Source organism: Allocellulophaga tsushimaensis (assembly GCF_055383085.1).
This window is the reverse complement of the sequence record NZ_AP039451.1, coordinates 891,939-905,469: the sequence shown is the minus strand read 5'-3', so window position 1 is coordinate 905,469 and position 13,531 is coordinate 891,939. Positions and strand designations below refer to the sequence as shown.

Genomic DNA, 13,531 nt, shown 5'->3' with positions numbered 1-13,531 from the left:
TTTTATCATATTAAAAGAGTACATCAAATGACATTAGAAGATTTTAAAAATAAATTAAAAAAGACACCTAAAGCTATAGATTTTGCAGATACGATGGCGGCAATAGAAGCTAACTATACATTTAACCCTACTGCTTTTACAAATGGCACCTTAAAAAATGAAGCAGGGCAAAATTCGGGTTCTTGTAAATTATTTGCTTTCGCACAAAAACAAGGTTTTAGTAAAGAAGAAACCTTAGCTTGTTTTGGGCAGTATTATTTTGATGAAGTTCTAAATGATATGGAGGGTACAGGGCACCAAAATATTCGAAATTTTATGAAAACTGGTTTTGAAGGTCTTTCTTTTGAAAGAGATGTTTTAAAGGAAAAGTAGTTTATTCATCAGATAGAATATTGGTTTCAAAGCCGTCAATACTTTTTGTGTTGCAGTCTGCCTAGCATCAAAAATGGTAGCTATTGATTTAATTTATTTCGCTGCACTTTATATTTAATTATAATAACCCATTGTATTTAAGAAATTTAATAGTGTGAAAACCGTAAATTCTATTTTTCACCTTAAAAATCATTTAAATTGATAGAATTTTGCTACAAATTCACAATGGGTTATAATATTATTTTTTAATTCTTAAGATGTCATTTAACATTTTTCTTGTTATTTTATTATACTCCTCTAAGCTTATTGCTTTATTGATATCAGGAAAAATTATTTCCTTCTTTGTAGTTCCTATGTTTATTTCTTCTGCTATATAACTAAAATCAGTATGGCCACCTTTTTTTTCAACTTCCAAAACAAGTCCAGGTAAGTTAAATTGACGAAATGGTCCAAAAGGGACTGAAATTTCTGGTGTATACCAAACTGTATAAATTACTATAAAACTATTTTTCCCAGAAAAACTAGTAATATTAACTTTTTGAGTAGCTTTTTTGCAAGAATACCCTAAGATCATCTTTTTTTCTTCTGTAATATCCCACTTTATGGTATCTATGTCTTCTATAATTAGAAAATTTTCTTTAGAGAGTATTTTATCGCTCAAATATGTATTGGTTTTTAGGTCAACATAACTGGTTCCTGAAATCTCTAGAGAGGCATCTTTATATTCTGCCCATTGATGGTCATCTTCACCATACCCTTTCATCTTGTAAGATATAGAGGTATTTTCATTAAATTCGAGAATTATTTTTCTATCAAAAAAATCATCATCCGTACCATATAATTTAGGTTCATCAATAATACTAGGTGGTTCAATTTCTTTACTGTAGTTTTTAGAACTAACGCCATAGATTACCTCACCAGAAATTTTTTCTTGCGAATTCATTCCATTGTATGAAAAAAAGAATGCTATTACAAATAAAACTCTACTCCGATATACATATCGGAACAGAGTTTGAGAATAAAACTTATCCATTACAACATATATATGAGTGTTAAATTAATTTATTATTTGCTAATTAGAAATACTACTATGATTTAAACTAGCAATATTTTTATTGCAATTTACTACAACCAACATAATCAATGTTAGTAAATACTCTTCTTGTTAGATTTTTTTAATCAGATAGAATATTGGTTTCAAAGCCGTCAATACTTTTTGTGTTATTATCTGCCCAGTATTGCTCTATTTTTTCAGGTCCTTTATTAATAGACCAACTATCTAGCGTAGTGCGTTCTTCTTTAAAATCCATAAAGGGAACTGCAAATCCGCATGAAGTTTGTACTAAATCAACATTCATTTCTATAATTTGCCTAGAACCGTTAACTTTAGGAAATAGTTTTAAATAATCATGAAAGGCGTCGTCCCTTGGATGATAGATATTGGCAGCACCGTAGAGTCTTAATATAAGAGGTTTTCCCTCAAAAGCGCAAAATAATATCGTCATCCGATTATTTTTAAGCAAATGCGCTGCTGTTTCGTTTCCACTACCCGTTAAGTTAAGCCAAACAATTTTATTTTCTCCTACTACTCTAAACGTATCTATTCCTTTGGGAGAGATATTAACACGCCCTTCATCGGCCGCTGTACCTACAAAAAATATTTTTTGCTTTTGGATAAAATCTTGTAACGCAGGAGTTATTTTATCTAATTTTTTACCCATTTATATTTTATAAAGTTCTTAGATACTCGGCAAGTGCTTTTATATCAGCGTCAGCAAGGTTTTGGTTAATCATAATAGCATTATCATATTCTACTAAAAGTGCTTTTGCTATAGGATCTTCTTTTAGCATTCCGTCTGGGTTTGCCATCATATTTAAAACCCAAGTTGCGTTTCTTCTTTCGTATACTCCAGCAAGTGGAGGACCAATAAGTCTTTTATTGGCAGCATGGCAAGAGTTGCATATTTTTGTAGCAAATAATATTTTTCCTTTATCTGCTAACGCTGTGTCGATTTCTTTGGTGAACGCAAAGTCTTTATAGGACCCAACACCTTGGTTATCCATATCTACAGGAACCGAAGAAGTAGTCTCTTTTTTCTCTTCCGTTTTGGTTCTGCTCATTTCAAAACCATCTTTTTTTTCTTCTTTTTTTTCGCCACAACTCGCTATTAAAAAACCAAATGCTAATGCGTAAACTATTTTTTTCATGTATGCTTAATGTATTTAGAGACCAATAGATTTTTAATTGAAGCCACTAAGATAATCAAACCCAATAGGTATTTAAACTTCATTGCAAAAATTTATTGCTCTTTTTTCGGTATAGGTACTGTCGTTTTTTCCATAAAACCCAACATGTCCACCATACTTAGGTAGCTCTAAAAACAGTTTGTTGTTCTTTTTAGCTGCAGTTATGGGGTAACATTCATCCCCTAAAAAAGAATCGTTTTTAGCATTAATTACTAATGTTGGGATGCTAATATGAGGAAGAAACTGTAGGCAGCTACATTTCTTATAATAGTCTAAAGCATCTGTAAAACCATGGGCTTTACTGGTATACACATCATCAAAGTCTTTTAATGTTCTGATGCTTTTTATAGCCGTATTTGAAATTTGATCAGGGAATCGTTTTTGCTTCACTTGTACTTTTGCAATTAAATGTTTTTTAAATCGCTTAGCATACACCAAATTTTTGGCTTGTAATAATTGTTGTAACGAACTATATAAATCACAAGGTACCGAAATAGCAACAGCCGATTTAATTTCTTTGGGAATAGGATTCCCTTCGCCTAAATATTTTAGGATTAAATTTCCGCCAAGACTAAAACCTTTAAGGTGAATAGTCTTATACTTTTTAGAATTTAAAATATGATCTATAACCGCAATGAGATCTTCTGTAGCACCAGAATGATACGAACGAAATAGCAAGTTGCTTTCTCCACTACAGCCTCTTAAGTTAATGGCACAAACATCATAGGCATTTGTATTAAATAGTTTGGCACTACCCGTTATATAAGGTCTTTGCGCATCACCTTCTAATCCATGAATTAGAATAACAAGTTTAGTAGTAGTTTGCGTTGAAAAACTCCAATCTAAATCTAAAAAATCCCCATCTGATAAATAGATACGTTCTCGCTCTTGTACAACACCAGTAACTTTACGAATAAGCCCTGCATAAATGGTAGCAAAATATCCGTTTTTAAATAAAATAGGCGGATTGTAGTGTGAGGGTATTATTGGCATTAATACAAAATATGGTCTTGTGCTTTACTTTTTTCAGGGAGGTTTTTTTCGTCTAACATATCACGTAAATCAATCTCAATAGTTCTACAAAGTGCTGTCATAGGTACATCGTTAATTCTACCTTCAAAAGGGTCTTCACTATTACTTCCTATTTTTTCCATGGTGGTAAAAATCCAAGAGATTAAAACAGAGAAGAAAATCAATAAAGGCAAAAACCACCACTGTGTAGTTTCTGTTATCTGTGCAAGTTCACTTTTAAAAACGCTTAATAAACCAAAAGGCAATAGCAATACAAAAATCCATGTAAATAGGGTGCTAAAATAAGCATATTGCCTTGGGAAAGGAGTATTTTTAATACGCTCACATTTCCCCTGTAAATTGTAAAGTTCTTCTAAATTATTATGAAACGTTTGCTTATCAAATTCAGTTATTTTATCGTTTGCTAGTAATTCTTTTAAGTGTTGCCCTTGGTTTTTAATGATATGTGTTGCAATATTTTTTCTATTTTGTAAATCAGCATCTTCTTCGGGGCTCAAAAAAGCATCTAGCCCAGCACAAACAGGATTGCGCTCACCATGGCGGTCAAACATTTTTTCTACAGCCCTATTTTCTTTAATAGAAAAACTAGAAGGTTGCCGTAATTGAATTCGTAAGGCATTTATCCAAGCAAGGTGTCTGTAGATTAAAATTCTTTTGGTCTCATGGTCGTCCTGTACAAAACTAAGCACATTATTTGCCCAGGTACGAGAATAGTTAACGATACCACCCCATATTTTTCTGCCTTCCCAAAAACGATCATAACTCTGGCTGTTTTTAAAACCAATATAGAAGGCTACGGCAATACCGATAACACTTAAAGGCTGAAAAGGAATACTAATATGCTTCCATTCTAAAAAATAATAAGCAGAAAAAATAGCGGTAGCCCACAAAGTGAAGAAAACAATATTTTTCCAGGCATACCTTAGAATAATCCCCCAACTAATATTTCTTTTTATATACATTTTACTTCAATTTTACTCGATAATCAAGAATTTAAAATGTTCCGGCGCTTGCGTCGAAATCAATGTGAATTTTTCCTTTTAATGCCTCGTAGGCTTGCCCCGAGGTATTTACTGATACTATTTAGGAAAAATGTCTAATACTTTTATTTGCTCTTCAATAGCTTGTTTAAACTCCGCTTTTAAATTACTAGTCAATTCTGTTACAGAAACGGTATTATCTATGGAAGCAACTCCTTGGCCAGCAGACCAAATGGTTTTCCAAGCTTTTGCTTCAGTGTCCATTTCTTTGCCAAAATCTATCTTAGTGTCTTTCTTTAAATCTTCTTCTGTAATTCCTGCCGCTTTTAAACTAGCTCCTAAAAAATTAGCATGTACTCCAGAAATGGATGCCGTATATACGACATCACTAGCCCCAGCATCAATAATCATTTTACGGTATTCTTCCGTAGCCTTACTTTCTTTAGTATTGATGAAGCGTGTTCCCATATAGGCCAAGTCGGCTCCCATTTGCAAGGCAGAAGCAATATCTCTACCAGTACTAATACAGCCAGATAAAATGATGGTTTTCTTATAGAATTTTTTAATTTCTGCAATTAAGGTCATTGGGTTAATTGTTCCTGCATGCCCACCAGCGCCAGCAGCAACTAAGATTAAACCATCTACACCAGCCTCAGCTGCTTTCTCTGCATGGCGTTTTTTAATAATATCATGAAACACCAATCCGCCATAACTATGTATGGCATCTACTACTTGAGAAACGGCACCTAAAGAAGTAATGATTAATGGCACTTTATGTTTAATGCATAGTTTGATATCTGCTTGTAACCTAGGGTTGGTTTGGTGTACAATTAAGTTTACACCAAACGGAGCAGCTTTTTTACCCGTTTCTTTTTCAAACTCTGCTAAAGCTGTTTTTATTTCGATGAGCCATTCTTCAAAACCTTCACTGGTACGTTGGTTTAATGCAGGGAAAGTACCAACAATTCCGTTTTTACAGCATTCTATAACTAGTTTAGGTCCAGAAATAAGAAACATAGGTGCTGCAATTGCAGGTAAGGAAAGATCATTGATAAACGAGGCTTTTTGACGCATAAGATTTTATTTTTTATGGATTTAAAGCTACTGTGTATTTTCTTAAAAAACAATATTTTATCCTAAAGGACTCATAAAGTGTATTACAAGCATAGATAATAAAGGTATATTTAACTCATATTATGTAATAGAAAATCTATTCCGCCTTGAAACTGCTGCAAAATATATCGCTACACTATTTACCCAGTCAAGCTGAGTACAAGTTTTAAGTTTTAGCATAGCATAGCTATGCTAAAACTTATAAAACATCATATTTTATTGCTGTTTCAACCCTCATTACGAAGTTCTATTGCATAATCCGAGTTGAATGTTTTTTTAAATAAAATAGATCAATAAAACAGACCATTATGCAAAAAAGAAGAACCTTCCTTAAAAAATCTGGATTATTAGTTGGCGGATTAGTCATTGCACCACACTATGCTTTGACATCACCTTCACAAAAAGATACCCTTGGTGTTTGCTTAGTAGGTTTAGGAAATTATAGTGAGAATTTGTTAGCGCCAGCATTACAATTAACCAAACATTGTAAACTTACTGGAATTGTAACAGGTACGCCATCAAAAATTACCAAGTGGCAAAAAAAGTATGGTATTCCTGATAAGAATGTATATGATTATGAAAATATGGATGGTATAGCCAACAATCCAGATATTGATGTTATTTATATTGTTTTACCCACAGGCTTACATGCAGAATATGCAATTAAGGCAGCTAATACAGGAAAGCATGTTTGGTGCGAAAAACCCATGGCAAAAACAGTAGCGGAATGCCAAGCTATTATAAAGGCATGTGCAAAAAATAAAGTGCAACTTACTATTGGGTATAGAATGCAGCATGAGCCTAATACGCAAAAAGTAATAGAATGGGCTAAGCAAAGACCTTTTGGAGCAATACAAAAGGTAAATGCAGAAGTTAGTTTTAATATCAACTCTCCACAAGGATGGCGTACAAGTAAAAAATTAGGAGGTGGGCTTATTTATGATTTAGGGGTCTATGCTATTAATGCCATACGCTACACTACAGGAGAAGAGCCTATTGCTGTAGTAGCCACACATAAAAATACACGCCCAGAGTTTTTTGTAGAAGTACCAGAAACGACTTCTTTTTCTTTTGAATTTGCCTCAGGGTTAAAAGCTACTGGAGAAACATCAGCTGCTAAATATATAAATGTATTGCGTGCAGATTGCAAAAAAGGCTGGTATGAGCTATCTCCTTTTCAGGCATATAGTGGTGTTAAAGGAAAAGCCAGTAATGGTATTTTATTAGACACCTATATAGAAAACCAACAAGCACGCCAAATGGATGATGATGCTTTAGCCATTATGAATCGTACTACGGTTTTAGTTTCAGGAGAAGAAGGAATGAAAGATATACGACTAGTAGAAGCAATTAATAAAGCTGCAGAAACAAAAGAAAGAATTAGGTTATAATTAACCAAAGCATTTTTAAGTCAGAATTTATCCTGCTGAAAAGCAAGGTCTTGCTTCAATACCTCTAGCCTTGAGTCTATTCCATTTATCGTCTTCAGGCTAGCCTTAGGGTTTTTGCTATTTATTAGAATTCACACTTTAAATAATTCCCTTTTAATGCTAAAATTTCCTCTTCAACCTATTTTATAGTTGAAAAACTTCATGTTGCGCATAACTTTGTGGTGTTGTTTGTTATGAACGTATAAAAAAAGAATTTGTGTTAAATCTGAATATTAATTTTTGTGGCTTTTTTTCTAAAATACTTCTGCTACTAAAAATAGATAGTATTACAGCTTTATTTGGAGAACAAAACACAACTAAATATAATTTTTTATCGCAAAATACAAATGTAGTCTCTAAATATAATAGCGTTAAAAGTATAGATGAGATTAAGGGAAAATGGCAAGTTGTAGAAGTAAATGAAGAAGTTAAAAATAGTTTTTGTCTTACAGATCATATAGATGTTGCAAAACTATTTAAATGTAAACATAGCTTAATAAATATAACAACAGTAGAAATAAAAGAGGAAAGTAGAGAAATTGTTTTTATTGATAAAAATGGTTTTGTGGCAAATTCATTTCCTACACGATATAGAAGAGGGGTATTAGATGTTTTAATTGATAAAGATGAATTATTCATTACATCTATTAAAATTGCCATAAAAAATAACGTTGCAATGTTTGTTCAAAAAGATGGACTTTGCAGATATAAATTTCAAAAAGTGAGTTAGCATAATATATGGTTTTTGTTTGTTTGGTTAGAGAAGGGTTGAAATCTATTTTGGTTTAAGCCCTTTTCTTATTTACAACAATTTTTAATTCTTTAATTTTGTTTACATAACTTATCATAAAGACAATGTATTTAAAAGATTTTGAAGTAAGATGGAGTGATGTTGATGCCAATAGACATTTGGCAAATTCTGCATATTTAAATTTTATGAGCCATACTAGAATGGCATACCTAATGGAACTAGGTTTTAATCATAAAACAATGGCAGAACATGAGATTGGACCGGTAGTATTTTATGAACATATTTATTATTTTAAAGAGATTTTTCCGGGTAAGCCAGTACAGGTCTCTATGGAAATTATGGGAATGAGTGAAGATGGTAAGTTTTTTGAATTTCATCATAATTTTTACGACTATAAGGGTAGAAATGTTGCACGTTGTGAGATGATGGGTGCATGGGTAGATTTAAAAACAAGAAACTTAACAGGACTTTCTAATGATTTCTTAAAAGTGTTTGATGCTACAGAAAAAGCAGAAGGTTTTAAAGTATTGACGAAAGAAGATACTAGGCGATTTGCAAAAAAACCTAAAAATTTAACATTATAGTTAGTATTCAGTAAAATATTTGGTCTAATTGTTGTGTTATATAATAATATAACGAACAACTTAAATATGAGAACATCTTTATTATCTCTATTTGCTTTTGTATTTCTATTGATGTTATATCATTATGTTGATAGTTCTACAGCCGTTACTTCAAAAAAAGAACAAAATAATAATCCAGTACAGGAAACCATTATTCCTGTTTTGGAGTTAACAAACAATTCTGATATACTTCGTAAAGAGGAAAATGAAAACATAGTAATTCTCCCAAGAAACTATTTTTTTGATGAAAAGGATCAACTGCCAACTAAAACCAAAAAAGTTAAATTAGCAGAGGTTTTAACTATAGATGAAGTGCAGTTTTCCAAATTAAAAACTGTACCTGATGAAAGTATGCAAGAGGTACAAGGGATGCTATTTTTAAATGCTATGGGGAATAGAAATAAATTAAGCTTTTATAGAGGTAAACCAATGTATATTAAAGCTAATACTAAATAAAAACCCAAAATTAAGATACCCACTTTTCTATCCATATCATAAACAATACATACTGGTGTAATCATCTACGATGTGTAGTATAACATGTTTTTTGTTTAATTTATCTGAAGATTTGCAGAACAACCTATTAATCTGACCTAAAAACTAATAATTTTTAAAATATGGCTTAGTTTTTGGTAATTCGCACTTGTAACTAAATACCACTTATTATGAGAAAATCTTTTTTATTCTTATTTGCATTTGTTCTGGCCATTATTTTATTTCAAAGTTTTGGAACAGATACTAGTAAAGAAACTGAATTGGTACTCAATAAAAGTATTGATAAAGAAGCTCCCGTTCAATAAAAATAGTTTACTTATTTACCCCTCCCCCCACCTTTACTTTTTTACTCGATAAATATACTCCTAAAATTACAAGAATAGCCGCAACAAGTTTCGTTGCCGTTAAAGTATCTGCACCAATGAGAATAGCAAATGCAATACCTATTAAAGGTTGCATATAAATAAAAGAACTAACCGTAGAAGCTTTTAATTGACTTAAGGCAAATACATTAAAAAGATAGGTTAAAAAGGTTGTGCCTACTACTACAAAAACAAAAGACCAAATAGCTTGCTGCGGTAAATTTGTCCATTCTACAGTTATAAACTCAGAATAAGCAATAGGGATATTAAATAAAACCCCAATAGTAAAAAGCCATTTCATTAAAGTAAATAAATGATATTTTTCTAGTAGTTTTTTTACCAAAATAAGATACGAGCCAAAAGTAATTCCATTTACTATAAATAATGCATTACCTAAGGGAATGTTTGGCGCATCACTTCTAATTTCCGAACCAAAAAGAATAAGCATTAGCGCACCTATAAATCCTAAGAAAATTCCAAACCCTTTTTGTACTGTAATTTTTTCTTTGATTAAGAAAGCTGATAAAATAACAACAATAATAGGAGTGGTAGTGACTAAAACCGAACTGTTTATAGGTGTAGAAAGCTGCAAACCTTTAAAGAAAGCTAGCATATTTACTGCCATTCCTAAAAAGGAACAAAATATAATTCTACCCCAATCTTCACGAGCTACTTTTTCTTTAGGCGCAAAAGGTGCAAAACACCAAAATAAAACGGAAGCACCTAATACTCGTAAAAGAATAAATCCAAAAGGTTTAATATAAGTAGGCATTACACTCTTTGCAATAGAATGGTTTAAACCATAAATAATAGCTGCACCAATGGCCGCTAAAATTGCTAAGGTTCTTTTGCTCACGAATGGATGGTTTCTTTAGCAGCACCAACTACTTTTTTGCTATTTCCAACAAAAATAGCATCATTACTTATAAGTACAGGTCGCTTTAAAAAAGTATAATGTTCTAAAATAAGATTTTTGTAATCTTCTTCAGAAAGTTGTTTTTCATGCAATCCTTTTTCTCTGTATAACCGAGCTCTTTTACTAAATAGCCCTTCATAACTCCCTGCTAAAGATTTCATTTCTTCTAGTTGTGTAGAAGTGATTGCAGTAGTTTTAATATCTTGAAGTTCAAAGCCTTCTAATGGGCGTAATTCTTTTAAAATTCTCTGACAGGTATCACAAGTACTTAAATGATATATCTTTTTCATCTTAGGCTCAAATTTTTTGTTGTAAATGTTAGTGCAAAGAAACCTAATTCTGAATTAATGTTCTACTTTTAGCCACCAAAAATAGAGCAGAAACCTAATTAAATTTAAATCTAATGGAAAAGCTATTTGATATCACCTTAAAAAATAGAAAAATACTATATAAACTTTTAAAAGAGCTTCTCAGAGAGCAACTTTTAGAGATCCCGGAAGGTTTTAGAAATAATATTTGGTGGAATATTGCTCATGTTGTTGTTACACAACAATTATTAGTGTATCAATTAAGTGGTACGCCTATGCGTATTTCAAACGAGCTTGTCGCTAAATTTAAAAAAGGAACGATGCCAGATGGCACTGTAACGGTCCAAGAAATTGAACAAATTCAGGAATTGTTATTTGCAACAATAACATGGACACAAGAAGATTATGAAAAAAAGGCTTTTAATGCATATCATGAATACACAACCACACCAAAAATAACGCTATCTAGTGTGGAAGATGCTATTGCTTTTAATATTTTTCATGAGGGAATACACCTAGGCACCATTCAGGCATTATTAAAGAAAGTAGGGAATAAATAAGATATCAATTCTTAACTTTTATATTCAAAAAGGTTTTAATTTCATTATAAGGGAGCACTACTACTACAGGGCCATCTGCATAAGAAGCCACTTCGTATTGGTTGTATAAAAGTTCCATGCCGCGATCTGTAAACCCTATGTTTTTTGGAAGGTAGAAAAGATCATTTTCAAACATAAAACCAGTACTATTAATTAATTTATCTTGGGGAATCTTTTCTTGAATTTTGAACTTTGTCTCGGCAAATTCCAAAAAAGATTCTTTATGTTTAAAGAGCTCCCAATTTTCTATAATTGTTCCTTTTTTCTTATTAAAATTTAAATATTGTTTAGCAGTATACCCATGCGCTCCACCAGTAAAAATATAGGTGTCTAACAGAATCGTAATAAGGTCCTTGTTTTCAAAAGTTATTTTGCTATCTACAGTTGCTTCCCAAACTACGGTTTCATCTGCATGCATTTTTTTTAGGGCAATATACCCTTCTTTAAAAGATTGTATCGCATCTTCTATAGTTATAGCTTTGATTTCTTCATCATAAAGCAATTCTTCAATAACAGTTTTTTGTAAAGTAGTATTAATGGTTTTACCTATTTTAGAATCAACCAAAAAATTTAAAAGATTAACTTCTACTTTGGGGCAATCATTACATTTTTCGCTCTTAAATACTATGGGTTCTGAAATTAGGTTGTTTTCATTGGCACAACTACAAGCAAGAATAACGAAAAGGACTAGTATTATTTTTAAATTCATAGTAATGTATTATTAGAACCACCTCTATAAAAGATAACGCAATGATCGCTTTTGAATTGCTTTTTTTCAATAGAAAAGTAAGTTAAACCCTTTAAAAAAGACTAGAAGGTTAATAATTTAATAATTTTTTATAAAATCAACATAAAATTATCATAATGTTATAATTTTGGCGTTGTATTCTGAATTTGATAACAGAAAATAACAAACAAAGATAAATCAACTGATACTACAGTTTATATGGAAGCAAAAATTAAAACCTTTATGGATGAGGTGAAGACCAGAAATGGTCATGAACCAGAATTTATCCAAGCAGTACAAGAAGTAGCAGAAACCGTTATTCCTTATATCGCGAAGCATAAAATATACAACGGTAAAAACATTTTACTGCGTATGGTAGAGCCAGAAAGATTAATTTCTTTTAGAGTGGCATGGGTAGATGATAAAGGAGAAATACATGTAAATAGGGGGTACCGTATACAAATGAACTCTGCTATTGGACCCTACAAAGGAGGGCTACGTTTTCATCCATCTGTAAATGCTAGTATTCTTAAATTTTTAGCTTTTGAACAGGTATTTAAAAATAGCTTAACAACACTACCTATGGGTGGCGGTAAAGGAGGATCAGATTTTGATCCTAAAGGAAAATCGGATGACGAGGTAATGCGTTTTTGCCATGCTTTTATGTTAGAGCTAAACAGACATATTGGTCCAAATACAGATGTGCCTGCAGGTGATATAGGTGTTGGAGCCAGAGAAATAGGATTCCTATTCGGAATGTATAAAAAAATAAGAAACGAATTTACTGGAGTTCTTACGGGTAAAGGAAGATCGTGGGGAGGTTCTTTAATTAGACCAGAAGCAACAGGCTACGGAACTGTTTATTTTGCACAAAGCATGATGCAAACTAGAGATATGTCTTTTGATGGTAAAGATGTTGTTATTTCTGGTTCTGGTAATGTAGCACAGTACGCTGCCGAAAAAGCATTGCAATTAGGCGCTAAAGTAATCACACTTTCAGATTCTCAAGGATATATCCATGATAAAGATGGTATTGATTTAGAGAAATTAGAATATGTAATGGACCTTAAGAATAACAAGAGAGGTCGTATTTCTGAGTATGCAGATAAGTATGCATCCGCTACTTTTCATAAAGGGGGAACTCCATGGGATGTTAAATGTGATATCGCTTTACCTTGCGCCACTCAAAACGAATTGGATGGAGAAGCCGCTAAAACATTAATTAAAAACGGATGTATTTGTGTGGTAGAAGGAGCCAATATGCCGTCTACCCCAGAGGCCATTCATGAGTTTCATACCGCAAAAATATTATTTGCACCAGGAAAAGCCTCTAATGCTGGGGGTGTTGCTACTTCTGGTTTAGAAATGTCTCAGAACTCCTTACGTATTAGCTGGACAAGAGAAGAGGTAGATGGTAGACTAAAAGATATTATGGAAGACATTCATGACTCTTGTATCGCTTATGGTAAAGAAGAAGATGGTTATTGCAATTACGTAAAAGGAGCCAATATTGCTGGCTTTGTAAAAGTTGCAGATGCTATGTTAGCACAAGGTGTTATTTAAATAATAACTATAA

The 13,531-nt window shown here is 32.2% G+C and carries 17 protein-coding genes; 8 read left to right on the top strand and 9 right to left on the bottom strand.

The window, feature by feature from the left end; all coding sequences use genetic code 11:
- Positions 1 to 27 precede the first annotated feature (27 nt).
- Positions 28 to 372: a HopJ type III effector protein gene (locus tag ACZ451_RS04030; RefSeq protein ID WP_464215815.1), complete on the top strand. Its 345-nt coding sequence runs from the start codon at positions 28 to 30 to the stop codon at positions 370 to 372.
- 238 nt (positions 373 to 610) lie between these two features.
- Here ACZ451_RS04030 and ACZ451_RS04025 read toward each other — a convergent pair whose 3' ends face one another.
- The 6 genes from ACZ451_RS04025 to ACZ451_RS04000 form a co-directional block, all read right to left on the bottom strand.
- Entirely contained in the window at positions 611 to 1,405 is a 795-nt protein-coding gene (locus ACZ451_RS04025; protein ID WP_464215814.1) for a GLPGLI family protein, read from the bottom strand.
- A 142-nt stretch (positions 1,406 to 1,547) separates the two neighbouring features.
- Positions 1,548 to 2,093 (bottom strand): pyridoxamine 5'-phosphate oxidase family protein, encoded by a 546-nt coding sequence (locus ACZ451_RS04020; protein ID WP_464215813.1) that lies wholly within the window; start codon positions 2,091 to 2,093, stop codon positions 1,548 to 1,550.
- A gap of 7 nt (positions 2,094 to 2,100) precedes the next feature.
- Positions 2,101 to 2,580, bottom strand: a complete 480-nt coding sequence (locus ACZ451_RS04015) for a c-type cytochrome (protein WP_464215812.1) — start codon at positions 2,578 to 2,580, stop codon at positions 2,101 to 2,103.
- Positions 2,581 to 2,652: 72 nt separating this feature from the next.
- On the bottom strand, positions 2,653 to 3,612 hold the full coding sequence (locus ACZ451_RS04010; protein ID WP_464215811.1) for a YheT family hydrolase: 960 nt from the start codon (positions 3,610 to 3,612) through the stop codon (positions 2,653 to 2,655).
- Positions 3,612 to 4,613: a bestrophin family protein gene (locus ACZ451_RS04005; RefSeq protein ID WP_464215810.1), complete on the bottom strand. Its 1,002-nt coding sequence runs from the start codon at positions 4,611 to 4,613 to the stop codon at positions 3,612 to 3,614. The genes ACZ451_RS04010 and ACZ451_RS04005 overlap by 1 nt, the downstream gene beginning before the upstream one ends.
- A gap of 117 nt (positions 4,614 to 4,730) precedes the next feature.
- Positions 4,731 to 5,705: an NAD(P)H-dependent flavin oxidoreductase gene (locus tag ACZ451_RS04000; protein WP_464215808.1), complete on the bottom strand. Its 975-nt coding sequence runs from the start codon at positions 5,703 to 5,705 to the stop codon at positions 4,731 to 4,733.
- Positions 5,706 to 6,052: 347 nt separating this feature from the next.
- Between ACZ451_RS04000 and ACZ451_RS03995 the strand changes: the two genes are divergently transcribed.
- From ACZ451_RS03995 to ACZ451_RS03975, 5 genes are all read left to right on the top strand, one after another.
- Positions 6,053 to 7,135 carry a Gfo/Idh/MocA family protein gene (locus ACZ451_RS03995; protein WP_464215807.1) on the top strand — a complete coding sequence of 361 codons (1,083 nt, stop codon included), beginning with the start codon at positions 6,053 to 6,055 and terminating at the stop codon, positions 7,133 to 7,135.
- 256 nt (positions 7,136 to 7,391) lie between these two features.
- Positions 7,392 to 7,904 carry a hypothetical protein gene (locus tag ACZ451_RS03990; RefSeq protein ID WP_464215806.1) on the top strand — a complete coding sequence of 171 codons (513 nt, stop codon included), beginning with the start codon at positions 7,392 to 7,394 and terminating at the stop codon, positions 7,902 to 7,904.
- Between the two features lie 125 nt (positions 7,905 to 8,029).
- Positions 8,030 to 8,509: an acyl-CoA thioesterase gene (locus ACZ451_RS03985; protein WP_464215805.1), complete on the top strand. Its 480-nt coding sequence runs from the start codon at positions 8,030 to 8,032 to the stop codon at positions 8,507 to 8,509.
- Positions 8,510 to 8,575: 66 nt separating this feature from the next.
- A complete protein-coding gene (locus ACZ451_RS03980; RefSeq protein WP_464215804.1) occupies positions 8,576 to 9,004 on the top strand; it encodes a hypothetical protein in 429 nt (142 codons plus the stop codon).
- Between the two features lie 209 nt (positions 9,005 to 9,213).
- Positions 9,214 to 9,348 (top strand): hypothetical protein, encoded by a 135-nt coding sequence (locus ACZ451_RS03975; protein ID WP_464215803.1) that lies wholly within the window; start codon positions 9,214 to 9,216, stop codon positions 9,346 to 9,348.
- Between the two features lie 7 nt (positions 9,349 to 9,355).
- On the opposite strand, the gene ACZ451_RS03970 is transcribed toward ACZ451_RS03975, so the two are convergent.
- A complete protein-coding gene (locus ACZ451_RS03970; RefSeq protein ID WP_464215802.1) occupies positions 9,356 to 10,261 on the bottom strand; it encodes a DMT family transporter in 906 nt (301 codons plus the stop codon).
- Positions 10,258 to 10,611: an arsenate reductase family protein gene (locus ACZ451_RS03965; RefSeq protein ID WP_464215801.1), complete on the bottom strand. Its 354-nt coding sequence runs from the start codon at positions 10,609 to 10,611 to the stop codon at positions 10,258 to 10,260. Before ACZ451_RS03965 ends, ACZ451_RS03970 begins: the two co-directional genes overlap by 4 nt.
- 113 nt (positions 10,612 to 10,724) lie before the next feature.
- Here ACZ451_RS03965 and ACZ451_RS03960 point away from each other — a divergent pair, with 113 nt between their 5' ends.
- A complete protein-coding gene (locus tag ACZ451_RS03960) occupies positions 10,725 to 11,189 on the top strand; it encodes a DinB family protein (RefSeq protein WP_464215800.1) in 465 nt (154 codons plus the stop codon).
- Between the two features lie 4 nt (positions 11,190 to 11,193).
- Here ACZ451_RS03960 and ACZ451_RS03955 read toward each other — a convergent pair whose 3' ends face one another.
- Positions 11,194 to 11,937: a DUF3298 and DUF4163 domain-containing protein gene (locus ACZ451_RS03955; RefSeq protein WP_464215799.1), complete on the bottom strand. Its 744-nt coding sequence runs from the start codon at positions 11,935 to 11,937 to the stop codon at positions 11,194 to 11,196.
- Positions 11,938 to 12,174: 237 nt separating this feature from the next.
- Between ACZ451_RS03955 and gdhA the strand changes: the two genes are divergently transcribed.
- Entirely contained in the window at positions 12,175 to 13,518 is a 1,344-nt protein-coding gene (gene gdhA / locus ACZ451_RS03950) for an NADP-specific glutamate dehydrogenase (RefSeq protein ID WP_464215798.1), read from the top strand.
- Positions 13,519 to 13,531: the final 13 nt, after the last annotated feature.

Bases quoted from the DNA above. Each gene is read 5' to 3' on its own strand.
- ACZ451_RS04005 (WP_464215810.1), bottom strand. From the start codon at position 4,613: ATGTATATAAAAAGAAATATTAGTTGGGGGATTATTCTAAGGTATGCC.
- ACZ451_RS03955 (WP_464215799.1), bottom strand. From the start codon at position 11,937: ATGAATTTAAAAATAATACTAGTCCTTTTCGTTATTCTTGCTTGTAGT.
- ACZ451_RS04020 (WP_464215813.1), bottom strand. From the start codon at position 2,093: ATGGGTAAAAAATTAGATAAAATAACTCCTGCGTTACAAGATTTTATC.
- gdhA (WP_464215798.1), top strand. From the start codon at position 12,175: ATGGAAGCAAAAATTAAAACCTTTATGGATGAGGTGAAGACCAGAAAT.
- ACZ451_RS04015 (WP_464215812.1), bottom strand. From the start codon at position 2,580: ATGAAAAAAATAGTTTACGCATTAGCATTTGGTTTTTTAATAGCGAGT.
- ACZ451_RS04025 (WP_464215814.1), bottom strand. From the start codon at position 1,405: ATGGATAAGTTTTATTCTCAAACTCTGTTCCGATATGTATATCGGAGT.
- ACZ451_RS04010 (WP_464215811.1), bottom strand. From the start codon at position 3,612: ATGCCAATAATACCCTCACACTACAATCCGCCTATTTTATTTAAAAAC.
- ACZ451_RS03985 (WP_464215805.1), top strand. From the start codon at position 8,030: ATGTATTTAAAAGATTTTGAAGTAAGATGGAGTGATGTTGATGCCAAT.
- ACZ451_RS04030 (WP_464215815.1), top strand. From the start codon at position 28: ATGACATTAGAAGATTTTAAAAATAAATTAAAAAAGACACCTAAAGCT.
- ACZ451_RS03965 (WP_464215801.1), bottom strand. From the start codon at position 10,611: ATGAAAAAGATATATCATTTAAGTACTTGTGATACCTGTCAGAGAATT.
- ACZ451_RS03995 (WP_464215807.1), top strand. From the start codon at position 6,053: ATGCAAAAAAGAAGAACCTTCCTTAAAAAATCTGGATTATTAGTTGGC.
- ACZ451_RS03975 (WP_464215803.1), top strand. From the start codon at position 9,214: ATGAGAAAATCTTTTTTATTCTTATTTGCATTTGTTCTGGCCATTATT.
- ACZ451_RS03960 (WP_464215800.1), top strand. From the start codon at position 10,725: ATGGAAAAGCTATTTGATATCACCTTAAAAAATAGAAAAATACTATAT.
- ACZ451_RS04000 (WP_464215808.1), bottom strand. From the start codon at position 5,705: ATGCGTCAAAAAGCCTCGTTTATCAATGATCTTTCCTTACCTGCAATT.
- ACZ451_RS03980 (WP_464215804.1), top strand. From the start codon at position 8,576: ATGAGAACATCTTTATTATCTCTATTTGCTTTTGTATTTCTATTGATG.